Annotated in this window: 19 protein-coding genes; 10 read left to right on the forward strand and 9 right to left on the reverse strand. The window is 72.0% G+C overall.

Features of this window, described 5'->3' with window-relative positions; genetic code table 11:
- Positions 1–204: 204 nt before the first annotated feature.
- Positions 205–2,523 carry a hypothetical protein gene (locus AQJ46_RS30810; RefSeq protein WP_059208944.1) on the forward strand — a complete coding sequence of 773 codons (2,319 nt, stop codon included), beginning with the start codon at positions 205–207 and terminating at the stop codon, positions 2,521–2,523.
- Here AQJ46_RS30810 and AQJ46_RS30815 read toward each other — a convergent pair.
- The 4 genes from AQJ46_RS30815 to AQJ46_RS30830 form a co-directional block, all read right to left on the reverse strand.
- The gene (locus AQJ46_RS30815; protein WP_059208670.1) at positions 2,493–4,928 is read right to left on the reverse strand and encodes a right-handed parallel beta-helix repeat-containing protein; all 2,436 of its coding nucleotides are present in this window, start codon (positions 4,926–4,928) and stop codon (positions 2,493–2,495) included. The genes AQJ46_RS30810 and AQJ46_RS30815 overlap by 31 nt on opposite strands.
- A gap of 111 nt (positions 4,929–5,039) precedes the next feature.
- Positions 5,040–5,645, reverse strand: coding sequence for an Rv1733c family protein (locus tag AQJ46_RS30820; RefSeq protein ID WP_059208945.1), 606 nt, complete (start codon positions 5,643–5,645; stop codon positions 5,040–5,042).
- A 219-nt stretch (positions 5,646–5,864) separates the two neighbouring features.
- Positions 5,865–6,689, reverse strand: a complete 825-nt coding sequence (locus AQJ46_RS30825) for an MOSC domain-containing protein (RefSeq protein WP_059208671.1) — start codon at positions 6,687–6,689, stop codon at positions 5,865–5,867.
- A gap of 42 nt (positions 6,690–6,731) precedes the next feature.
- Positions 6,732–7,172, reverse strand: a complete 441-nt coding sequence (locus tag AQJ46_RS30830) for a DUF6643 family protein (protein WP_059208672.1) — start codon at positions 7,170–7,172, stop codon at positions 6,732–6,734.
- A 296-nt stretch (positions 7,173–7,468) separates the two neighbouring features.
- Here AQJ46_RS30830 and AQJ46_RS30835 point away from each other — a divergent pair, with 296 nt between their 5' ends.
- Positions 7,469–8,674, forward strand: a complete 1,206-nt coding sequence (locus AQJ46_RS30835; RefSeq protein WP_059208673.1) for a TerD family protein — start codon at positions 7,469–7,471, stop codon at positions 8,672–8,674.
- A gap of 4 nt (positions 8,675–8,678) precedes the next feature.
- On the opposite strand, the gene AQJ46_RS30840 is transcribed toward AQJ46_RS30835, so the two are convergent.
- Positions 8,679–9,857 carry a glycosyltransferase gene (locus tag AQJ46_RS30840; RefSeq protein ID WP_225887427.1) on the reverse strand — a complete coding sequence of 393 codons (1,179 nt, stop codon included), beginning with the start codon at positions 9,855–9,857 and terminating at the stop codon, positions 8,679–8,681.
- A 57-nt stretch (positions 9,858–9,914) separates the two neighbouring features.
- Between AQJ46_RS30840 and AQJ46_RS30845 the strand changes: the two genes are divergently transcribed.
- The gene (locus tag AQJ46_RS30845) at positions 9,915–10,703 is read left to right on the forward strand and encodes a glutamate racemase (RefSeq protein WP_059208675.1); all 789 of its coding nucleotides are present in this window, start codon (positions 9,915–9,917) and stop codon (positions 10,701–10,703) included.
- A gap of 89 nt (positions 10,704–10,792) precedes the next feature.
- The gene (locus tag AQJ46_RS30850) at positions 10,793–11,341 is read left to right on the forward strand and encodes a hypothetical protein (protein ID WP_057617762.1); all 549 of its coding nucleotides are present in this window, start codon (positions 10,793–10,795) and stop codon (positions 11,339–11,341) included.
- Between the two features lie 15 nt (positions 11,342–11,356).
- Here the strand turns inward: AQJ46_RS30850 and AQJ46_RS30855 are convergent, their stop codons facing one another.
- Positions 11,357–12,385, reverse strand: coding sequence for an O-antigen ligase family protein (locus AQJ46_RS30855; protein ID WP_059208676.1), 1,029 nt, complete (start codon positions 12,383–12,385; stop codon positions 11,357–11,359).
- A 239-nt stretch (positions 12,386–12,624) separates the two neighbouring features.
- Between AQJ46_RS30855 and lnt the strand changes: the two genes are divergently transcribed.
- From lnt to AQJ46_RS30875, 4 genes are all read left to right on the forward strand, one after another.
- Positions 12,625–14,229: an apolipoprotein N-acyltransferase gene (lnt, locus tag AQJ46_RS30860; RefSeq protein ID WP_059208677.1), complete on the forward strand. Its 1,605-nt coding sequence runs from the start codon at positions 12,625–12,627 to the stop codon at positions 14,227–14,229.
- A gap of 10 nt (positions 14,230–14,239) precedes the next feature.
- Positions 14,240–14,719 (forward strand): NUDIX hydrolase, encoded by a 480-nt coding sequence (locus AQJ46_RS30865; protein ID WP_059208678.1) that lies wholly within the window; start codon positions 14,240–14,242, stop codon positions 14,717–14,719.
- 54 nt (positions 14,720–14,773) lie between these two features.
- The gene (locus tag AQJ46_RS30870; RefSeq protein WP_059208679.1) at positions 14,774–15,574 is read left to right on the forward strand and encodes a 3-hydroxybutyrate dehydrogenase; all 801 of its coding nucleotides are present in this window, start codon (positions 14,774–14,776) and stop codon (positions 15,572–15,574) included.
- 82 nt (positions 15,575–15,656) lie between these two features.
- On the forward strand, positions 15,657–17,576 hold the full coding sequence (locus AQJ46_RS30875) for a helix-turn-helix domain-containing protein (protein WP_059208946.1): 1,920 nt from the start codon (positions 15,657–15,659) through the stop codon (positions 17,574–17,576).
- Between the two features lie 52 nt (positions 17,577–17,628).
- Here AQJ46_RS30875 and AQJ46_RS30880 read toward each other — a convergent pair whose 3' ends face one another.
- Positions 17,629–19,017 (reverse strand): MFS transporter, encoded by a 1,389-nt coding sequence (locus tag AQJ46_RS30880; protein ID WP_059208680.1) that lies wholly within the window; start codon positions 19,015–19,017, stop codon positions 17,629–17,631.
- A 270-nt stretch (positions 19,018–19,287) separates the two neighbouring features.
- Here AQJ46_RS30880 and AQJ46_RS30885 point away from each other — a divergent pair, with 270 nt between their 5' ends.
- Positions 19,288–19,944 carry an alpha/beta fold hydrolase gene (locus tag AQJ46_RS30885; protein WP_225887428.1) on the forward strand — a complete coding sequence of 219 codons (657 nt, stop codon included), beginning with the start codon at positions 19,288–19,290 and terminating at the stop codon, positions 19,942–19,944.
- 126 nt (positions 19,945–20,070) lie between these two features.
- Positions 20,071–20,991, forward strand: a complete 921-nt coding sequence (locus AQJ46_RS30890; RefSeq protein WP_059208682.1) for a squalene/phytoene synthase family protein — start codon at positions 20,071–20,073, stop codon at positions 20,989–20,991.
- 131 nt (positions 20,992–21,122) lie between these two features.
- Here the strand turns inward: AQJ46_RS30890 and AQJ46_RS30895 are convergent, their stop codons facing one another.
- Positions 21,123–21,386, reverse strand: coding sequence for a GlsB/YeaQ/YmgE family stress response membrane protein (locus tag AQJ46_RS30895; RefSeq protein ID WP_059208683.1), 264 nt, complete (start codon positions 21,384–21,386; stop codon positions 21,123–21,125).
- A 441-nt stretch (positions 21,387–21,827) separates the two neighbouring features.
- A complete protein-coding gene (locus tag AQJ46_RS30900) occupies positions 21,828–22,094 on the reverse strand; it encodes a GlsB/YeaQ/YmgE family stress response membrane protein (protein WP_057617750.1) in 267 nt (88 codons plus the stop codon).
- Between the last annotated feature and the right edge of the window lie 83 nt (positions 22,095–22,177).

The raw sequence follows: 22,177 nt of genomic DNA on the forward strand, positions 1-22,177 counted from the left end.
GGGCCCCGGCGGGGAGTGCCACCGACCGCCCGGTCGTGCTCCTGCCACCGGGGTGACACAGGGCTCCGGCTGTCACCCGGATCGGGGAGATTCCGTGACTAGGGGTGTGCGGAGCGCGCAGACCGGAGATCCTGGTGTCCGCACGGACAGATGCCGAGAGCGCGTCACGGGGGAAGTGCGACAACAGTGGAACGTGTCACGACCATGGGCGGGGACGGCTCGGCCGCCCGGCCAGAAGAATCCGGAACCGCCCTGGAGCTCCTGGTCCACGGAGTGGGCGGCACCACGCCGGAGAAGATGCTCGACGATCCGCGCACAGTGCGGATCACCGGCGACGACATCGCGGCCGTCTTCCGGCGCGCCGACGACGTCGACGCCGAGAAGGGACAGCGCGACGGCCGCACCGGCCCGGTGCCCGAGGCGTACGTCTGGTGCAACCTCACCTCCGGCAACGGCACCCGCGCCCTGTGGCTGCTGTTGCTGCCGTTCATGGTGGTCAACCTCGCCCACTGGATGCGCCCCACCGCACGCGGCCGAAAAAGGACCGTGCGCCTCTACGGCCTCCTGGTACGACTCGCCGGCCTGACCCTGACCGTTCTGCTGGTCGCCGCCGCCTGCGAGGTCGCCCTGGACCTCGCGGCCTGGCAGTGCGCAGGCACACGCGCGTGTGCCGAGTCGCACTCCTGGCTGGGCTTCCTGTCGCCCGACGTGTCGGACGGCGGCTGGTGGAGCAGGCCGGGCCGCCGCCTCGCCCTCGCGGCCCTGGTCCCGGCCGCGCTCACCGGCCTCCTCTGGTACCTGTCCCACCGCACCTGGAGCGCCTACGAGTCCCAGCAGCCCATGTCCCGCGAGGGCGAACCGGAGGAGGACAACGGCCGCACCGCGCTCGGCCGGCCCGGCTTCTGGTACGGCCGCCGGCTGGTCGCCCGCCTGCGGGCCGCGCACACCGCTGCGGGCCTGCTGACCATCGCAGCGGCGGTCAGCTCGACGGCGGCCCGCTTCGACCGCGAACCGGGCGGCCCCGCACTGCTCGACACGCTCGGCCGGGTCCTGGAAGCCGGTCTCGTCGCTTCCGGGGTCGCTGTCGTCTGGGTGGTGTGCCGCCGGGGCCGCAGCGAGAGGTATCTCGACCGGCAGCTCGACGAGCACCTCGTACGGCGCCTGCCGCTCGCCGCGCTCGTCCTGCTCGCCGTCGCCGCGGTGTACGCCGGGTGGGCGCGGCCCGGGTGGGAGTCGCACGGCAGGCTGTCGGGGGACGCCACCTTCGGCGGCATCGCCTTCGTCCAGGGCCTGCTGATCATCGCCCTGGCCGCGGTCGCCCACCTGCTGTACCGCACCCATCCCGACCCCCGCTCCGCGATGCGGGGCCTCGGCGGTCCGGCCGTGGCGATGCTGGCCTGCGCCCTCGGCGGTGTGATGTCCGGCGGGGTGTCGCAGCGCGTGGCGGACTGGCTGGACGGCACCGGCACCACCATCCTCGGCCCGCCGGTCCTGCTGACCTGGCAGGCCTCCGTGATCCCGCTGGTCCTCATCGTGCTGCTGGGCCACTGCGCCTGGCTCGGCCTGCGCACCTGGCGCTCCGGCCGGGCCCAACTGGGCACGGTGGAGAGCGAGTACCCCGCAGAGCCCAAGGACGCGCAACGGACCCGCCGCATCGCCCGCACCCGCGCGATGGCCGCGCTGACGGACCGGGGGCCCCGTCTGATCGGGGTGACGTCGGCCAGCACCCTGCTCCTCGGCGCCGGAGCGCTCGTGGGCGCCCTGACCTCCCACAAGACACCCGGCAAGGCCGCCCAGGGGGCGTACGCCTTCGTCGAGAGCGCCGCGGAGACCGCACAGGCCCTCGGCTCCTGGCTGATCGGACTCGGCTTCATCCTGTTCGTCACCTGGGGCCGCCGCGCCTACAAGGACCCCTCCGCGCGCCGGACCATCGGCATCCTCTGGGACGTCGGCACCTTCTGGCCGCGCGCCGCCCACCCCTTCGCCCCGCCCTGCTACGCCGAGCGCGCCGTACCGGACCTGACCTGGCGGATCGCCACCTGGACCCGGTCCACGCGCGGCCGACTGGTCATCTCCGGCCACTCCCAGGGGAGCGTGCTCGCGGCCGCCGCGGCCTGGCAGCTGGAACCGGCCGTCCGCAAGCGGGTCGCCCTGCTGACCTACGGCTCCCCGCTGGAGCGCCTCTACGGCCGCTGGTTCCCGGCCCACTTCGGTCCGGCCGCGCTCACCGCGCTGCACCACGACGTGGACTGCTGGCGCAACCTCTACCGGCTCACCGACCCCATCGGCGGGCCGGTCCGGCTGCCCGGCGACTGCGGCCCCGAGGTGGACCGGGAACCCCTGAAGGACCCGCTCGCCTACGGCCGTACCGATCTGCATCCGCTGCCCGCGCAGATCCTGGGCCACTCCGACTACCAGGCCGACCCGGTCTTCGCCGAGGAGCGGGCGAAACTGCTGGGCCGTTTGCAGCCGGACGTACCGGGTCCGCGGTCTCAGGACGACTCGGGCAGATCCTCGGCGTAGAGCAGGGTCAGGTCGTCCGTGGTCGGGTCGTCCACCTGGGCGACCCGGCTCGCGTGCCGCTCCACCATCGCCTCGAAGGTCTGGCGCGCGGTACGGCCGTTGCCGAAGGCGGGGCCCTTGGGCAGCACCGTGAAGTACTTCAGCAGAGCCTCCGCGGCACCCGGCGCCAGTCGGTACTCGTGCTCCTCGGCCTGCTGCTCCACGATGCTGAGGAGTTCCTCGGGGTTGTAGTCGCTGAAGGTGATGGTCCGTGAGAAGCGGGAGGCCACACCCGGGTTGACCGACAGGAACCGCTCCATCTCGGCGGTGTAGCCCGCGACGATCACCACGACCGCGTCCCGGTGGTCCTCCATCAGCTTCACCAGCGTGTCGATGGCCTCCTTGCCGAAGTCCCGGCCCGAGTCCTCCGGCGACAGCGCGTACGCCTCGTCGATGAACAGCACTCCGCCGCGCGCCTTGTCGAAGGCCTCCTGGGTGCGGATCGCGGTGGAACCGATGTGCTCGCCGACCAGATCGACGCGGGACACCTCGACGAGATGGCCCTTCTCCAGAACACCGAGGGAGGCGAGGATCTCGCCGTAGAGCCGGGCAACCGTCGTCTTGCCGGTGCCGGGGGAGCCGGTGAAGACCAGGTGGCGCTTGACGGACGCCGCCTTGAGGCCCGCCTGCTGGCGGCGCCGGCCCACCTCGATCATGTCGGTGAGCGCCCGCACCTCGCGCTTGACGCTGTCCAGGCCCACCAGCGCGTCGAGTTCGCCCAGAACGGCCTTCGAGGTGCGCGAGGGCTTCTCCGGCTCCGTGGGAACGACCAGCGGCTCCTGCTCGGTGATCCGCTGCCCCGGGATCGCACCCAGCAGCCCGGTCGAGCGGGACTCGGTCTGTACGGCGGTCTCGTGGGCCGGCGGCGGGGTCAGGCCCCCGCTCTCGTCACTGGTGCAGTCCTCGACGACGGGACCCGCGCCGGCGGCCGCGTCCGGGGCGTCCGCGAACTCGTAGCCCCCGCGCGCGCAACGCTCGGTGCGGCACTTCTTGAGCGTCGTACGGCAGCCGTCTATCACATGGAAGCCGTACCCGCCGCTGCCCGTCACCCGGCAGTTCAGGAAACTGCCGCGGCCGCCCGCCGACACGTAGAAGCCCGCCTCGGCGGGGGAGTCGACCGTGCAGCGCTCGATCGTCGGGTCGGCGCCCTTGGTGACGATCACGCCGGTCTGGGTGGCGTCCACGGTGCAGTTGTTGAGGGTGCCGCCGCTGCCGTGGTCGCGGAACCAGGCGCCGGTCGCCGCGTCCCGGATCCGGCAGTCGTCGAGCTGCGCGGTGGCGCCGTCGCTCACCGACACGGCTGTGTTGCGGACCTGGGAGATGTCGCTGTCGACGACGTCCGCGCGGGAGCCGCGGTCCAGGACGAACAGGGCGTCCGGTACGTCGTGCACCCGGCAGGAGTCCAGGACGGCGGTGGCGCCGTCGCTGACCCAGACGGCCGGGTAGTCGCCGGTGCTGTCGAAGATCTCGCACTGGTTGGCGTCCACGCGTGTGCCCGGATCCCACACCGACAGGCCGTTGCGCCCGAACTGACGGACCGTCGTGCGGGTCAGGGTGAGCACCGAACGGGAGCGCAGGTCGACCGCGTTCTCCGGGATGTCGTGGATACGGCAGTCGGCGAGCGTCAGCACCGCGTCGGTGTCGAGCGTGACGCCGTCGCCTGTGGTGCGGTGCACATCGCAGTCGGTCAGGTGGGCGGTGGCCCGGCCCGTGATCTGCACGCCGCTGCCACGGACCTCGTAGACCTCGCAACCCACGGCCTCCAGTGCGGAGTTCTCGCCGGTGGCCGCCAGTCCCGCGCCGGAGGTGTGATGGACCCGGCAGCGCTCCAGACGGGGGTGGGCGCCGCCGCGCACCGCGATGCCGGACTGACCGGCCGCCACGATCTCGCACTCCTCGAAGACCCCGCCCGCGCCGTCCAGTACGGCGATGCCGATGCCGGCCGGGTTGTCGACGGTGCAGCGCCGCACGGTCGGGCGGGCTCCGCCGCGGACCTCGATGCCGGCCGCGGACCGGGTGACGACCCGGATGTCGGCGAGCTCCGGGGTGCCCTCCTCGACGAGCAGGGCGGGCGCTGCGGCGTCCTGGCCCTCGACGTGCAGATCCTGCACCACTGCGGAGGCACGGACCGTCAACGGCACCCCGTCCAGGGGCGCGATGCGCACGGAACCGGGCGAACCTTCGGGGCCGCGCAGGGTCACCGCCCGCTGCACGATCAGGTTCTCCCGGTAGGTGCCGGGCGCGACCGTGAGCACGTCGCCGTCGGCCGCGGCCTCCAGGGCAGCGGCGAGGGACGCGTACTCACCCGTGCGGCGCCGCCACCGCGATGTACCGGTGTGCGTCACCTGGACCGTGCCCTGTGCCATGGCGTTGCTGTGCCCCCACCTCGACGTACGCGGGTTTGTGCTGCCGAAGAACCTCGGCCGGTCCACCGTAGCGTGCGCGCGGGTGATGGGTTGACCAGAGCCGTAAGGCCGTCAGCTGCCGGTGCCGGTCCGGCCCCAGTCCGGGCCCGCGCGGTCCCAGGCCTGGTCCCAACGGGCGTACCGGCGACGGACCATGCGCCAGACGGCGAGCCGCCTGCCGCCCTCGATCAGGCCCGCGGTCAGCAGAGCAGCGCCGGTGCCCGCGAGGACGGCATGGGTGGTGGCGGTAGCGGAGTCCAGCGGCCGGGCCGCTATGCGTCCGTGGACGTCCGTCCACAGGCTGAAGTGGTCGCCTCGGTGCGGGGTCTGGAGGGCGGCCATCACCGTGCCCTTGTGCGGAGTGCCGTCCGGCGCGGTCCAGTCGGCCACCACCCGGCTGCGCACATCCCGCCCCGAGGCGGCCTCGGGGTCGGCGTCCAGCGGCGAGCGGTCCAGTTTGCGGATCACGGTCGCCGTCACCAACCGGCGGGATTCCTGCTGCTCACGGACCGACCGCTGCAGCGCGTCCTGGGCCACGCCCCCGGTGACGGACCCGATCACCGGACCGACGACCAGGATCAGCAGCAGGGCCAGCAGGCCCACCCAGGCCTCGGCCAGGTCGGTCCCACGGCGCAGCGGGTTGCGCCGCCAACGCCAGAGTCCGCTGATCGCTCGCACCGTCCGCACCCCCTTCCCCGCTCCGTGATAACCCCCGGCGGAGTCGTTCACGCGCGGTACCGGCCGAAGAGAGAGCGAAATCACCTGCGGCCGGGTCCTCTCATGAACTCCTCATGAAAGCCCCAACGTGCAGGCCCCCGGGCGGTGTTCCCGTGGCCGGGGCCCGGGTCGATCTTTGACGGAACTTTGTCCACCGCCGCCGCGTCGACCGCCGCCCGCCTATTCGAGAATCCTGACCGGGTCGCCGACCCGGATCGTGCCGCGGGACCGGGGCACCAGATTCTGTCCGAAGACGAGCTTGCTGCCGAAGCGACGGTGCCGGCCCAGGGTGTGCAGGGGCTCCTTGCCGCGGACGGCTGCGGCCTGGTCGGTGGTGGTCACCACGCATCGCCCGCACATCTTGGCCGCCCGGAAGGTCACGTCCCCGATCGCGAGGAGCTTCCAGTCGTCCTCGGCCCAGGCTTCGGTGCCGCCCACGACGACGTTCGGCCGGAAACGGTTCATGGGCAGGGGGCCCTCGGCCGCGTGCCGACCTTCGGAGATCAGGGAGTTGAGGGCGTCGAGAGAGGCCGCGGAGACGAGCAGCAGCGGATATCCGTCCGCGAAGGTGACGGTCTCGCCCGGCAGCGCGTACTCGGGTTCGACCGGCCGACGGGTGGCGGGGTCGTCCATGTGGACGAGGCGGGTCCGAGCGCCCAGATACTCGCTGCACCACGCGTGCGCGGCCGCGGCGGCGGGCACCCCTTCGACCTTGTCCCCGAAGAGATCCAGCCGGATGGTCTCCGCAGACTCGGGGACCGGCACGGTCAGCGGATCCATGCCGGGCGCGGACAGAACGACGCCGCCGCCGGGCAGCAGCTCGGCGGCGGCCAGCGCGAGGCGCGGCTGCTGGCGTTGTGTGACGACCTTTCCCCCGTCGTCGACCAGGGCCCAGCGCCGGTCTCCGGCCAGCCCCCAGGGCTCCACCTCGGCCTCCCGCGGTGCCAGACCCCGGAACGCCTTGACCGGATGGACGTGGATCGACAGCAGCTGCGCATTCCCCATGAGGCCATCGTGCCAGGTGGCACCGACAGCCCGGGAGGGGAATCAGTACCCGCGGTACTGCTGGTTGTTGTACGGGTCCTGGTAGGGAGCCGCCGGAGCGGGCCGGGGAGCCGCGGGGCGCATCGCCTCGTAGCCCGTGCCCATGCCGGGGCCGGCCGGACGCGGCTGCTGCTGTTGCGGCCCGGGATAACCGCGAGGCGCGGCCGCCTGCTGCGGGATGTACGCCCCGGGCGCCTGCTGCAGCGGAGAGGGCTGCTGCGCCTGCGGGTAGCCGTAGGAGGAGTAGGAGGGACCCGCGGGAAGAGCGGGCAGCCCGGACGACAGCGCGGGCAGGTTGCTTGCCGGGACGTCGTACGCGGCAGGGACCCGGATCGGGGCGATCTGCGGGGTGCCCCGCTCGGCCACGAGCGAGTCGTAGATCGGAGTGTCCGGGAAGGAGGCGGAGTAGTAGCCGCCGCCATAAGTGGAGCGGGGGGAGGTCATGGCACATAAGTTAAGCCCACGATGTGCTGGTTGGGGAGACCGATAAGAGGGTTGTTTTCCGTGTCCGCTGTGACGTGGGATCCCCAATGCGAGCGAACTCGGCAAAAAAGGACGCCAATCCAGGTCCGATCCATGTAAAGGCCGAGTTCCCGGCGGGTTACCGAGGGTTGACCGGCGATCTTCCTGTCCGTGGGATGGGAGTTCGGCGTCCTGGGGGAATAGGTTGAGCGGGTAGAACTCGAAGGGCCGCCGGGGCGCGTCCTGGACTCCGACATCTGAGGGGGGCGGACATGTCAATGTCGAAAGGGTCGAACGTTCCGGTGCCCACGACGGCGCTGCGCGTCGAATTGGGCTGGCGCACGGGCCCGGGAGTCCCCGACGCGGATGCCTCGGCCCTGCTGCTCGTCGGTGGAAAGGTCCGCTCCGACGCCGACTTCGTCTTCTACAACCAACCGCAGCACTCCTCCGGAGCGGTGCGCCACGAGGGCAAACGGACCGACGGCGGCCGGGTGACCGACACGCTGCTCGTCGACCTCGCGCGCGTGGAGTCGTCGGTGGAGACTGTCGTACTCGCCGCTTCCGCGGACGGCGGCACCTTCGCACAGATCCCGGACCTCTTTATCGAGGTACGGGACGCTGCTCAGGGCACAGTGGCGGCACGGTTCGACAGCGAGGGTGCGACCGTAGAAACCGCTTTCGTCCTCGGGGAGTTCTATCGCCGTCAGGGCGCCTGGAAGTTCCGTGCCGTCGGTCAGGGCTATGACAGCGGACTGGAAGGTCTCGCAACGGACTTCGGTATCTCCGTGGACGAACCCCAACAGGCAGCACCCATGGCCCCGCCACCCGCCCCCGCTGTGCAACCGGTCCGCCTCTCCAAGGTCACGCTGACCAAGTCGGCGCCATCGGTTTCCCTCGCCAAACAGGGCGGCACCTCGGGCGCGATGCGCGTGAACCTCAACTGGCAGGTACGTAAACAGTTCTCGGGCTGGGGCAGCAAGCGCGGTCGCGCGGTCGCCATGCACGCCGACCTCGACCTCGATCTGTGCGCCCTCTACGAACTCGCCGACGGCCGCAAGGGGGTCGTACAGGCTCTGGGCAACGCCTATGGAGCCCTGCACCAGCCGCCGTACATCCACCTCGACGGCGACGACCGCACCGGTGCCCTCGCGAGTGGCGAGAACCTCACCGTGAACCTCGACCACAAGCGGGACTTCCGGCGCATCCTGGTCTTCGTGACCATCTACGAAGGAGCGCGTTCCTTCGCCGACCTGCACGCCACGGTCACCCTTCAGCCGCAGCACGGCGCCGCGATCGACTTCTCCCTCGACGAGTGCACGGTGCCCTCGACGGTGTGCGCGCTGGCCCTGATCACCAACACCGGCGACGACTTGGTCGTCCAGCGCGAGGCCCGCTACCTGGTGCCCGACCGCGGGGTGAGCCCGCAGCGGACGGTGGACCAGGTCTACGGCTGGGGCATGAACTGGACACCGGGCCGCAAGTGAGGCCTCACCCCTCCTCGCCGGCGACGGCGTCCGGGCGCGCATAGGTGCGGCCCTTCCAGGCCGCGCCGCGCCCCCTGTAGTGCTGCACCGCCGAGTCGACCGTCATCAGGAGATAGAGGAACGCGGTGAACGGCAGCAGGGGTGCGAGCCACAGCGGCTGCCGGTAGTAGCGGAGCATCGGGATGTACGTCCCCGTCATGACCAGCCACGCGAGAGCACCGGGCACCACCGTCGCCGTACTCCCCGCGGCCAGACCCGTGAGGACGGCGACGGGCGGCACCAGATAGACCAGCGCGAGCCCGGCCGCCGTTCCGAGCAGCACCAGGGGGTTGTGGCGGAGCTGCGCGTAGGCGCTGCGCGACACCATCCGCCACAGGTCGTGCAGCCGGGGATAGGGGCGCACGCTGTCCACCCGCTCGGCGAGGCCCAGCCAGATGTGGCCGCCCCCGCCCTTGACGGCCCGCGCGAGGGCCACGTCGTCGATGACGGCCTGCCGGATGGCGTCCGGGATCCGCGCCCGCTCGGCGGTCTCGGCGCGGAGCAGGACGCAGCCGCCCGCCGCGGCCGCCGTCCGGGACCCCTTCCTGCCGATCCGGCGGAACGGATACAGCTGCGCGAAGAAATAGACGAACGCCGGCACCACGAGCCGCTCCCACAGGCTCTCCACCCGCAGCCGGGCCATCTGCGAGACGACGTCGAAGCCTCCGGCGTGCGCGGCGGCCACCAGCCGCCGCAGGCTGTCCGGCTCATGGGCGATGTCGGCGTCCGTCAGCAGCAGGTACTCGGGGTCACGCGCGCGTGCCAGGCCGATACCGTGGCGCACCGCCCAGAGCTTGCCCGTCCATCCCGCCGGCGGCTCGCCCGGCGAGGACACGGTCAACGGCAGCCCGCCCCGCAGGCGCGCCAGCTCGCGGGCCAGCTCCCCGGTGCCGTCCGTGCTGCCGTCGTCGACGAGGAAGACCTCCGCCCGGCCCGGATAGTCCTGGGCCAGGAGAGAAGGAAGGCTCGCGGGCAGCACCTCGGCCTCGTCGCGAGCCGGCACCACCACACCCACCGAGGGCCAGGCCCGCGGATCCCGCTGCGGCGGGAGTCTCACATCCGTGCGCCAGAAGAAGCCCTGGCAGAGCAGCAGCCACAGCCAGGCGGCGAGGGATACGGCGGCGGTCCACGCGATGGCGCTCACGCGCGCAGTCTGCCCCACAGGCCCGGCGCTCAAGGGCACATCGTCTATCGTGGCCGGGTGAAGATCGCGCTCCTGGACTCCGGAATCGGCCTGCTGGCGGCCACCGCCGCGGTACGGCGACTGCGCCCCGACGCCGATCTCGTGCTCTCCCTCGACCCCGACGGCATGCCGTGGGGCCCCCGGACGCCGGACGACATCATCGGGCGCGCTCTGAACCTCGCCGAGGCCGCCGCCGCCCATGGTCCCGAGGCCCTGATCATCGGCTGCAACACCGCCACCGTGCACGCCCTGACCGCCCTGCGCGCCCGCCTCGAACCGGATCTGCCGGTCATCGGCACGGTCCCCGCGATCAAGCCCGCGGCGTCCGGCGGCGGCCCCTTCGCCATCTGGGCGACGCCCGCCACCACCGGCAGCCCCTACCAGCGCGGTCTCCTCGACGAGTTCGCCGACGGGGTGCCGGCCACCGAGGTGCCCTGCCACGGCCTCGCCGAGGCGGTGGAGCACGCCGACGAGGCCGCCATCGACGCAGCCGTCGCCGCGGCCGCCGCCCTGACCCCCGAGGACGTGACGACCGTCGTCCTGGGCTGCACCCACTACGAACTGGTCGCCGAGCGCATCCGCGCCGCCGTACAGCGTCCCGGCCGTCCGCCACTCGTCCTGCACGGCTCTGCCGGAGCCGTCGCCGCCCAGGCGCTGCGCCGGATCGGCGCGCAGCCCGCGCCCGGGGCCGCGGCCACCGGAACCCTCACGGTGCTGCTGAGCGGACGCGAGGGAAGCGCCCTGCCCACGCCCGCCCTGGCCTACGCGGAAGGCCGGCTCCTGCGCACGGCCACACCCGCCCGCTGACCGCTGCGGGCGGCCAGAGAGCCCCATCCGGAGCAGTCACTCTCCGCGACGAGGTACCCGCAGGGCGAAACCTGAGTAACCTCGTAGGCATGAGGGACCACCCCCACGGCGAGCAGACCTCGCACCACACCGACGTCTGGACCGGTCGCGCCTCCAACCGGGTCCAGTGGCTGCTGGCGCTCGGCGGCGCCGCGATCGTGGCGCTCGGCGTCGAGCTCGCCGTCGACTCGGCGTGGACCTCGGGCGTCGCCCCGCTGGTCATGTCCGTGGTCGGCTGCATCGCGGCCGGGCTGCTGGTCCTCTTCCTCACGCTCGGCTTCGTCCATGTCGCCCTCAAGGTCGACATGGAGTGCCTGGAGGTGCGCTGCGGCCACATCGGCGTGCCGCGCCGGCGGATCCCGCTGGCGCACGTCGCCGGTGCCGAGTTCGCCCCCCACGTCAACCCGCGCCAGTGGGGCGGCTGGGGGTACCGGTGGCGCCCCGAGAAGGGCACCGCGGTGGTCGTACGCCGTGGTGAGGGCGTGGTCCTCCGACTGTGGGACGGGCATACGTTCACGATCACCGTGGACGACGCGGAGTCCGCGGTACGCGTCATCCGCGACCGGCTGCGTCCCGGCGCCACGGCTCCGCGAGGCTGAGACCGGGCCGATCGGTCACTTCGGGGCCGGTTCCTCGGTGAGCGGGTGGGCCGTCGCCAGACCCGCCAGGAGCCCTGCGCCCACCGACACCATCGTGAAGCTCAGCGCGTTGCCGACCGCGGCGATGGCCGCCAGCGCCGTCAGGGCCGCGCCCGCGGTGAGGACGACCGGCGTGGGGCGGGGAGAGCGCCACAGCGCGTACAGCAGCCAGCAGAAGGCCGCCGCCAGCAGAAGTGCCCCGACGAGCCCCTGCTCGGCGGCCATCTGAAGCGGTGCCGAGTGAGGTTTCCCGTCGGGCAGCAGTGACTGGGCCGCCGTCGTGCTGAGCTCACCGAAGCGGCCCGGTCCCACCCCGAGGGCGGTGTCCTGGCGGGCCAGGCCCAGGGCGTCGTGCCACAGGCCGATGCGGTGCGGGGTGAGCCGGCCGCGCAGCGACTCGGCGAGTCCGTCCGGTACCGCGTCACCGGCCACCGCCCAGGTCAGACCGGTCACCGCGGTCGCGGCGAGGGTGAGACCCGCGATGCCAGGACCGCGGTGGGGCATCTGGCCCGCCGCGAGGGAGCACAGCAGCACCGCCGCACAGGTGACCAGCCCGGATGTCGACCCCAGGGCGGCCGAGGCCGCCGCGATGCCCACGGCCAGCAGGCGCAGGAGGAGCCGCAGGGCGGGCGATCCGGTGGTCCAGGCGGCGCAGCAGGCGGCGCCGGTGGCGAGCGTCAGCAGGGCGGCCGTGGCGCCGGCGTGACCGAGCGGTGCGACGATCTCGGTGCCCGGCGTGAGGTGGGGGAGTCCCACCGCCAGGCCCAGTCCGGTCAGCGCGGCGGCGCAGGGGGCGGCGACCGGCAGCAGCGCCCCCGAGATCCGGCCGGCGGCATACCCCGCGGCCACGGCCAGCAAGGCGAGCAGGACGCCCTCCGGACGGCCGTCGTGTGCGGCGGCGGTGATCAGCGACCAGGTGGCACTGGCTCCGAGCACCAGCACGCCCACCACGTCGGAAACGTTTCGTCTGTCGCCGTCCTCCGTCGAACCGGCCACAGACGTCATCCCCGTGGAACCCACCCAGCCCCCCGAAACCCCGGTCCCCCGACCTGTGGTCCTCGCCGTCCGCCCGCAATCGGCCCGTACGACAGGGACTCCGGCACACCGTAACGGCTGATGGGTGATTTGTGGACGAGTTGCGCGGGGTTGCCCGGCCACGTCGCGGTGCAGTCACCCGGCGACGGCCACGGTCGCCAGGCGGACCGCGCTGTCGACGCCAAGGTCAACGGCCGTACACTCCCGGAGTGACCGTCACCGCAACTTCCGTGGACGAGTCGGACCAGCTGGAACCGAAGTCCGCGCCCGCCTCCCGCTGGGCCGCCCGGCTCCGCCGTCTCGTCCCGGCCGCCGCCGCGGCGCTCTCCGGAGTGCTGCTGTACGTCAGTTTCCCGCCACGCACCCTGTGGTGGCTGGCCCTGCCCGCCTTCGCCGTCTTCGGCTGGGTGCTGCGCGGCCGGGGCTGGAAGGCGGCCTTCGGTCTCGGCTATCTCTTCGGCCTTGGCTTCCTGCTGCCGCTGCTGGTGTGGACCGGTGTGGAGGTCGGCCCTGTGCCCTGGATCGCGCTTGTCGCGGTCGAGGCGGTCTTCGTCGCGCTGGTCGGCGTCGGCGTCGCCGCGGTGTCGAAGCTGCCGGGCTCGCCGGTGTGGGCGGCGGCGGTGTGGATCGCCGGGGAAGCGGCACGCGCGCGTGCGCCGTTCAACGGCTTTCCCTGGGGCAAGATCGCGTTCGGACAGGCGGACGGCGTCTTCCTGCCGCTCGCCGCGGTGGGCGGCACGCCCGTCCTGGGCTTCGCCGTCGTCCTGTGCGGGTTCGGCCTGTACGAGATCGTTCGGCTGGTCGTGGAGCGGCGGGGGAGCGGTGCCGTACGACGTCCGGCAGCGGCCGTGGCCCTGCTGAGCGTGGCCGTACCGGTGGTCGGGGCGCTCGCGGCCCGGACGCTGGTGAGCGACAAGGCGGAGGACGGCACCGTGACCGTCGCGGCCATTCAGGGCAACGTGCCGCGCGCGGGGCTGGAGTTCAACGCCCAGCGGCGGGCCGTGCTCGACTACCACGCGCGCGAGACCGAGCGGCTGGCCGCCGAGGTGAAGGCCGGCAAGATCGCGAAGCCCGACATCGTGCTGTGGCCGGAGAACTCCTCCGACGTCGACCCCTTCACCGACGCGGACGCGGCCGTGGTCATCGAGCAGGCGGCCAAGGCCATCGACGCGCCGATCTCCGTCGGCGGCGTCGTCGAACGGGACGGCAAGCTCTACAACGAGCAGATCCTGTGGGACCCGGTCAAGGGCCCCACCGACACCTACGACAAGCGGCAGATCCAGCCGTTCGGCGAGTACCTCCCGCTGCGCTCCCTTGTCGGCGCGATCAACAAGAACTGGACCACCATGGTCCACCAGGACTTCAGCCGGGGCACCAAGCCGGGCGTGTTCCAGATGGCCAACGCCAAGGTCGGTCTGGTCACCTGCTACGAGGCCGCGTTCGACTGGGCCGTGCGCTCCGAGGTCACCGACGGCGCGCAGCTGATCTCCGTGCCGAGCAACAACGCGACCTTCGACCGCAGCGAGATGACCTACCAGCAGCTCGCCATGTCCCGGGTGCGTGCCGTGGAGCACAGCCGGACCGTCACCGTGCCGGTGACCAGCGGTGTCAGCGCGATCATCATGCCGGACGGGAAGATCACGCAGAGGACCGGGATGTTCGTGGCCGACTCGCTGGTGCAGAAGGTGCCGCTGCGGTCGACGCAGACCCCGGCGACCCGGCTGGGCATCCTTCCCGAAATGGCGCTGGTGCTGGTCGCCGCGGGCGGGCTCGGCTGGGCGATCGGCGCCGGAGTGCGAGGCCGTCGCGGTTAGGGTCGGAGACATGGCTACTCCTGACTTCATCCGCACCCTGCGCCGGTCCATAGGTCATGACCTGCTCTGGCTCCCCGGCGTCAGCGCCGTCGTCCTCGACGACGACGGCAGAGTGCTGCTCCACCGCCGCTCGGACACCGGCAAGTGGTCGCTGATCGGTGGCATCCCGGAACCGGGGGAGCAGCCCGCGGCCTGCGCCGTGCGGGAGGTCGAGGAGGAGACAGGAGTGCACTGCGTCGTCGAGCGGGTGATCGTCGTCCAGGCGCTCAAGCCCGTGACGTACGACAACGGCGACATCTGCCAGTACATGGACATCTCGTTCCGCTGCCGGGCCGTCGGCGGCGAGGCGCGGGTCAACGACGACGAGTCGCTGGAGGTGGGGTGGTTCGCGGTGGACGCCCTCCCGGAACTCAACGAGTTCGGGCTGCAGCGGATCAAACAGGCACTGACCGACGCACCCACATGGTTCGACGCTACGAGTTCGGCGTGAAGTGTGGGGTGTGACCACATGTGGTGAGGGTCGGGCGCTCCCTACGATCGGAGCATGACCGCTAGCAGCGCCCTCCCGGGCTCCCACGCCCCCACGCTCGACCTCGGCGGCCGCACCGCCCTCGTCACCGGCGCGGCCGGCGGCATCGGCCGCGCCTGTGCGCTGCGGCTCGCGGCGGCCGGGGCCAAGGTGAGAGCGGTCGACCGGGACGCGGCAGGTCTGGAGGCGCTCGCCGAGCGGTCCGCGGGACTGGCGGGCACCGTCGAACCGCTGGTCCTCGACCTCACCGACCTGGACGCCGCCGAGCACGCCGCCGCGGGCACCGACGTCCTCGTCAACAACGCCGGCCTCCAACTGGTGCGCCCCATCGAGGAGTTCCCGCCCGAGGTGTTCCACACGGTGCTCACCGTGATGCTGGAGGCGCCGTTCCGCCTGATCCGCGGCGCCCTGCCGCACATGTACGGGCAGGGGTGGGGGCGGATCGTCAACGTGTCCTCGGTCCACGGCCTGCGCGCCTCGGCCTACAAGGCGGCCTATGTGGCCGCCAAACACGGTCTGGAGGGTCTGTCCAAGACGGCCGCCCTCGAAGGCGCCCCCCACGGAGTCACCTCGAACTGTGTGAACCCCGCCTATGTGCGTACACCGCTGGTCGAGCGGCAGATCACCGACCAGGCCCTCGCGCACGGCATCCCCGAGGAGCGGGTGGTGTCCGAGGTGCTGCTCCAGGACAGTGCGCTCAAGCGGCTCATCGAGCCGGAGGAGGTCGCGGAGGCCGTGGCGTACCTGTGCGGCCCGCAGGCGTCCTTCGTCACCGGAACGTCGCTCGTCCTCGACGGCGGCTGGACCGCGCACTGACCGGCATCCGGCCGCACGCCGCCCCGCCCGGAGTTTTCCACAGGCCTGACGGGGTGAGCGTGCGATGAGCAATCCTGTGGGCATGTCCAGCGATCATCTGCAGTCCGCCGAGCTCCCCGCCGGCAGTGCCGAGGCACCCTTCCTCGAACTGCTCGCCAGGGGCGCGTCCGCCGACGCCTACGAGCAGCCGGTGCTGATCGCCCGCGCCGAGGGAAGGCCGGCCGAGCGGATCGCCGCGCTCGAAGCGGCCAAGGCGGTCGATCTGCGGGTGCGCTCCGAGCTGGAGGGCCGACGCCGGCGGGAGGCCGAGCTGTCGGCCCTGTTCGAGACCGCCCACGACCTGGCCGGGCTCAGAGACCTGGACGCCGTGCTGCGGGCCATCGTGCAGCGCGCCCGGTCCCTGCTCGGCACGGACGTGGCCTACCTCAGCTTGAACGACCCGGCGCGCGGCGACACCTACATGCGGGTCACCGAGGGCTCGGTCGCCGCCCGCTTCCAGCAGCTGCGGCTCGGGATGGGCGAGGGGCTCGGCGGACTGGTCGCCCAGACCGCCCGTCCCTATGTCACCGACGACTACTTCAAGGACGACCGCTTCCAGCACACCCTCACCATCGACGCGGGTGTACGGGACGAGGGCCTGGTCGCCATCCTCGGCGTGCCGCTGACGCTGGGGCACCACGTCATCGGGGTGCTGTTCGCGGCGGACCGGCGTGCCCGGGTCTTCGAGCGTGAACAGATCGCGCTCCTCGGCTCGTTCGCCGCGCTGGCCGCGGCCGCCATCGACACCGCGAACCTGCTCACCGAGACCCGCTCGGCCCTCACCGAACTGGAGCGGGCCAACGAGATCATCCGGGATCACAGCGGCGTCATCGAGCGCGCCTCCGACGTCCACGACCGGCTCGCCGAACTGGTGCTGCGTGGGGGTGGGGTGCACGACGTGGCCGCGGCCGTCTCCGAAATCCTCGACGGCACGGTCGAGTTCTCCGAGGTCGCCCCCACCGAGGCGCTGGAGGCTTCCCGGGCGGAGGGCCACGCCGTACGGCACAAGGACGACTGGATCGCCGCGGTCGCCGCCGGCGGAGAGCTTCTGGGCGCCCTCGTGCTGCGCGGCCACCCCGGACTCGACCCCGTCGACCAGCGCACCCTGGAGCGCGCCGCGATGGTCACCTCGCTGCTCCTGCTGGCCAGGCGGTCCGCCGCCGAGGCCGAACAGCGGGTGCGCGGCGAACTCCTGGACGACCTGCTCGACGCGCGCGACCGCGACCCCCGTCTGCTGCGCGAACGAGCCGCCCGGCTGGACGCCGACCTCGACGCCACCCACATCGTGCTGGCCGCCCGTCTCGACGGCGCCGCGGCCGACGCCGACCAGGAGGCGGCCGCCCGCAGACGCCTGTGGTCCGCGGCCTCCCACCTCGCCGCCACCCGGCACGGCCTGGCCGCCGCCCGCGACGGCGGTACCGTCCTGCTACTGCCCCTCACCATCGGGGACACGGCCACCGAACTGGCCCGCCGCACCGCCGGACACCTCGGAACAGCCGTCCACGAGGCGGTGACCGTGGGTGCCTCGGCACCGGTGAGCGATCTCGCCGTCCACCTGGACGCCGTGGCCGCAGCCTACGAGGAGGGCCGCCGCTGTCTCGACGCGCTGCGCCTCCTGGGCCGCTCGGGGGACGGTGCCGCCGCCGAGGACTTCGGATTCCTCGGACTGCTTCTCGCCGGTGACCGGGACATCGCGGGCTTCGTCGACCGGACCATCGGTCAGGTCGTCGCGTACGACGACCGGCGGGGCACCGATCTCCTGCGCACCCTGGACGCCTACTTCGCGTGCGGGATGAGCCCGGCCCGCACCAAGGACGAGCTGCACGTCCATGTGAACACCGTCGCCCAGCGCCTGGAGCGCGTGGGCCGTCTGCTCGGTGAGGACTGGCAGAGCCCCGCCCGCGCGTTGGAGATCCAACTCGCGCTGAGGCTGCACCGGTTGTCGGCGCCGACGCGGCACTGACCCCCGCACGCACGCCGCGTACGGGGGCCGGTGGGTCGGGCACCGCCAGGATTCAGGCGGTCCGGGCGTCCGCGGCGGGGGACTTGGCCGCGGGCTCCCGCTCCGTGGCCGGCTCGGCGTCGGCCAGGTCCCGGTGGCGCGTCTCCTTGGCGACGCCTACGGCGACGACCGTCAGGACGGCCGCGGCGATGACGTACAGGGCGATCGGCGTGGAGCTGCCGTAGTCGGAGAGGAGCGCGGTGGCGATGAGAGGTGCCGGGGCACCTGCGGCGACGGAGGCGAACTGGGCGCCGATGGAGGCACCGGAGTACCGCATCCGGGTCGCGAACATCTCCGAGAAGAAGGCAGCCTGGGGCGCGTACATGGCGCCGTGCATGACGAGTCCCACGGTCACCGCGAGGATCATGTTGCCGAAGCCCCCGGTGTCGATGAGCCAGAAGAAGGGGAACATCCACAGCCCCACGCCGACCGCGCCGAGCAGGTACACGGGGCGCCGGCCGACGCGGTCCGACAGGGCTCCCCAGGCGGGGATCACCGCGAAGTGCACGGCCGAGGCGATCAGCACCGAGTTGAGGGCGGTCTGCTTGGAGACTCCGGCCGACGTGGTGGCGTAGACGAGGATGAACGCGGTGATGACGTAGTAGCTGATGTTCTCCGCCATGCGCGCGCCCATCGCGACCAGGACGTCACGCCAGTGGTGCCGCAGCACGGAGACGATCGGCAGCTTCTCGGCCGCTCCGTCCCGCGCCGCCTTGCGGGCCTCCGCCTGCGCCAACGCCTGCTTGAACACGGGGGATTCGTCGACGGACAGCCGGATCCACAGGCCGACGATCACCAGGACCCCGGAGAGCAGGAAGGGAATCCGCCAGCCCCAGCTGCCGAACGCGGCGTCCGACAGTACGGCGGTCAGCAGCGACAGCACACCCGTGGCGAGGAGTTGTCCGGCCGGCGCGCCGGTCTGCGGCCACGAGGCCCAGAAGCCGCGCCGCCGAGCGTCCCCGTGCTCGGACACGAGGAGTACGGCTCCGCCCCACTCCCCGCCGAGCGCGAAGCCCTGGACAAGGCGCAGCACGGTCAGCAGCACGGGAGCGGCCGTGCCGACGGTCGCGTGCGTGGGCAGCAGCCCGATGGCGAAGGTCGCCCCACCCATCAGCAACAGGCTCAGGACCAGCAGCTTCTTACGTCCGAGCCGGTCGCCGTAGTGCCCGAACACCAGGGCACCGAGCGGTCGGGCGGCGAATCCGACGGCATACGTCAGGAAGGACAGCAGCGTGCCGACGAGCGGGTCGGAGTCGGGAAAGAACAGCTTGTTGAAGACGAGGGCGGCGGCGGAGCCGTAGAGGAAGAAGTCGTACCACTCGATGGTGGTGCCGATGAGGCTGGCGGCGACGATGCGCCTCAGGTTGGTCGGCGTCGGGGGAGCGGATGCTGCGGAGGCCATGTGCGCCACTTCCTCGTGTGCGGTGGGGACGGGTATGTATGGCACACCGTAGGAACGCGCAATTCACGGGCACATGTGGCGGCGCAACATAGTTCTGGGGTGGGCTATGCGGACAGTCCACATGTGCGCTACCGCGACCGCGAAAACCCGTTCCCGACATGACCGTCGGTACGGCCGCTCTGCTGTCGGCCGAGAAAGTCGCGGCTGCGACAGCGGGCGCGACAGGATCGTCCCATGCAGCCGGTCTTCGTTCTTGTGCACAGTCCGTCCGTGGGGCCCTCGACCTGGCGCCCCGTCACCGAACACCTGGTGGCGGCGGGGTACCGGGCACGGGTGCCGTCCCTCCTGCATGTGGGCGCCGGCCCCGCGCCCTTCTGGCCCCGTGTGGTCGACGCAGTACGCGACGACGTCCGCGAGGTCCCGGCCGGCAGTCCCCTCGTGCTGGTCGCCCACAGCAACGCGGGTCTGTTTCTCCCGGCGATCCGCTCGGGCCTCGACCGTCCGGTGACCGCCTCGGTCTTCGTCGATGCCGCACTGCCGGCCCGGACAGGGCCCACCCCTGTCGCCCCGCCCGAGTTGCTGGAGTTCCTTCGCCCGAAGGCCGTGAACGGCAGGCTGCCGCGCTGGACCGACTGGTGGGACGAGGCAGACGTCGCCCGCATGTTCTGCGATCCGCAGATGCGACAGAAGGTGGTGGAGGAGCAGCCCGCGCTGCCCCTGTCCTACTACGAACAGCACATCCCGGTCCCCGACGGCTGGGACGACCACCCCTGCTCCTACGTGCTGTTCGGCCCGCCATACGACGGAATTGCCGACGAGGCGCGCCAACGCGGTTGGCGTGTGGCCCACTTGCCCGGTGCACACCTCCACCAGATCGTCGATCCCGCCGGCACGGCCCGGCACCTCGTCGAACTCTCCACTCCCTGAAGTCACCGGTGTACGCCCGCAGTTGGGAGAAGGTTAAGGTCACCCCGACCGCCCTTTCGATGCCGTAGCCGACCGGGGGCCGTGGCGGTCCGGCGGGCCGAGTCGGAGAGGAAAGGGCGGTACGCCGTGCCGAGTTGGGATCGCAGGCTGACGGCCGCCGGTGTGCGGGACCGTGCCCTGCGCGCGGACTATTCGACGGCTGCCCGGGTCTTCGCCCGCAGGATCCTCGCCCACTACGCCGCCGTACGTCTGCTGGTGGCTCCGGCACTGCATCCGCACGTGGTCGCCGCCTACGCCTTCCTGGCCCGGACCGACGACCTCGCCGACCAGGGGCCGCTGCGCGAACGCCTGCCCCGCTGGCGGGCCTGGGCCGAACAGGTCACCGTGGGGCTGGAGTCCGGGCACGCCGACGACCCCGTCCTGCGGGCCTTTCTGCACACCGTGGCCGCACGGCGGCTGCCGCATCACTGGGTGCACACCTATCTCAAGGCCACCACCGAGGAACTGCACTTCACCGGCCACGCCACTGAAGCCGACTTCCAGCGCTACGTCGACAACCTCGCACTGCCGGCCCTGATGCTGATCGAGGACCTGCAGTACGAGGGCGGCGGCGACGAGGTCTTCCGGTCCCGTTGCCGGTCGTTCGCCGAAGGTCTGCAGCGCCTGGATTTCCTGACCGACCTCATCGACGACCTGGCCGAAGGGCGCCTCTACCTTCCGCAGGAGGACCTGGACCGCCTGGGCGTCACCCGCGCCGACCTCGAGCAGGGTCAGGACACCCCGGCCGTACGGGAGTTGGTGGCCCTGACCTGCCGTAGGACCAGACAGTCCTTGACCGACTCGCGAGCCCTCCTGGACTCCACCGTGCCGGGCTTCCGGCCGTTGCAGCGGGCTCTGCTGGACCTGGCCGAGCACCAGTTGGGCCGTGTCGAGAACACCGGTACGTCCGTCACGAGGCGTGCGGTGGGTTACGGCGTCCGCGTGCCGGTCGCCGTCCTGTTCCGAGAGAGACGTCAACTCACGGGCGGCACAGCGCTCGACGGCTGAACGGGCTGGTTCGGACCGCCTGTGCGACCGCACCCGGGCGGTGGTCGCCCGCCCACCGGATCGTGCTGGTCGGCGCGATCCGGCAGGCGGCTTCGAGTTGATCCGCGCGCCTTACGGAACGCGTCGACGCGTCAGTGGCGCACCTTCACCTTGCTGAGCGCGGCCACCCCGAGCGCGGCCACGGCGATCTGGATCAGCCACTCGACCCAGTCGACGCCGTCGGTGTCGGCGACATCGAGGCCAGCCACGATGCCCGTGCCGATGAAGGCGGCGACGATACCGATCAGGATCGTCCACAGGATGCCTATGCGCTGGCGCCCGGGGACCACGAGCCGGCCGAGGACACCGATCACGATGCCGATGACAAGCGCGCTGATCACGCCTGAGATCTCCATGCGGTGTCACCCCATCTGTAGTTGGTGACGCACGAGTGCCCGCCGAAGGGGCACACACTCCACAGCCTTGGCCATGGCTTCGGCAACGTCTGGCTGCCACTCAGGGAGACGGTGTGAAGAGCACGTCCGGCCTGAACGGGGAGGACCGGGCGGATGTCGAGAGGGTTTGGGTCTGGCCGGCAACCTTCACCGGAAGGGCCGCGAGGCGTCTGGAGGTTCGCGCGCGTTCGGCCCCGCCGAGGAGACAGCGACCGCCGCGGATGACGAGTGCCAGGACTGTCCGGCCGCGGGCCCCGGCCGAGTTGGCAGATTTCCCGCCGCCGCACGCGCGCCGCTCGTGTCGGCTGCCGCGGCGGCCCTCTCCTGTTCATCGGGTACTGACTGCGCCTCGCCGCCCCGGTGGTGGCCGACGCCGCTGGATGGCCCTTCCGTCGGGCCGGGTCAGTTCCGCGAGTTCCCGAACAGCAGGCGATAGCCGATCAGCAGCACCAGGGAGCCGCCGATGGCCGCGCCCCAGGTGTAGAGGTCGAAGAAGTGACTTTCCACCGGGCGGTCGAGGAAGCGGGAGGAGAGCCAGCCGCCGACGAACGCTCCCGCGACCCCGATGAGGGTGGTGCCGATCAGGCCGCCCGGGTCGCGGCCCGGCAGCAGGATCTTGGCGATGGCTCCGGCGAGCAGACCCAGGATGATCCAGCCGATGATGCCCACGTTGTAGTCCTCCAGTCGGGGACGGGGCCGGGGGAAGTCCGCCGGGCGCCGCTCCTTCGAGTTGCCTGATTGCGCAAGCCTAA

Origin of the sequence: Streptomyces canus (genome assembly GCF_001514145.1) — a bacterium.
Classification (GTDB): Bacteria; Actinomycetota; Actinomycetes; order Streptomycetales; family Streptomycetaceae; genus Streptomyces; species Streptomyces canus.

Coding starts and splice junctions, on each gene's coding strand:
- AQJ46_RS30810 (WP_059208944.1), top strand. CDS start 205: ATGGGCGGGGACGGCTCGGCCGCCCGGCCAGAAGAATCCGGAACCGCC.
- AQJ46_RS30815 (WP_059208670.1), bottom strand. CDS start 4,928: ATGGCACAGGGCACGGTCCAGGTGACGCACACCGGTACATCGCGGTGG.
- AQJ46_RS30825 (WP_059208671.1), bottom strand. CDS start 6,689: ATGGGGAATGCGCAGCTGCTGTCGATCCACGTCCATCCGGTCAAGGCG.
- AQJ46_RS30830 (WP_059208672.1), bottom strand. CDS start 7,172: ATGACCTCCCCCCGCTCCACTTATGGCGGCGGCTACTACTCCGCCTCC.
- AQJ46_RS30835 (WP_059208673.1), top strand. CDS start 7,469: ATGTCGAAAGGGTCGAACGTTCCGGTGCCCACGACGGCGCTGCGCGTC.
- AQJ46_RS30850 (WP_057617762.1), top strand. CDS start 10,793: ATGAGGGACCACCCCCACGGCGAGCAGACCTCGCACCACACCGACGTC.
- AQJ46_RS30855 (WP_059208676.1), bottom strand. CDS start 12,385: ATGACGTCTGTGGCCGGTTCGACGGAGGACGGCGACAGACGAAACGTT.
- AQJ46_RS30865 (WP_059208678.1), top strand. CDS start 14,240: ATGGCTACTCCTGACTTCATCCGCACCCTGCGCCGGTCCATAGGTCAT.
- AQJ46_RS30870 (WP_059208679.1), top strand. CDS start 14,774: ATGACCGCTAGCAGCGCCCTCCCGGGCTCCCACGCCCCCACGCTCGAC.
- AQJ46_RS30875 (WP_059208946.1), top strand. CDS start 15,657: ATGTCCAGCGATCATCTGCAGTCCGCCGAGCTCCCCGCCGGCAGTGCC.
- AQJ46_RS30880 (WP_059208680.1), bottom strand. CDS start 19,017: ATGGCCTCCGCAGCATCCGCTCCCCCGACGCCGACCAACCTGAGGCGC.
- AQJ46_RS30895 (WP_059208683.1), bottom strand. CDS start 21,386: ATGGAGATCTCAGGCGTGATCAGCGCGCTTGTCATCGGCATCGTGATC.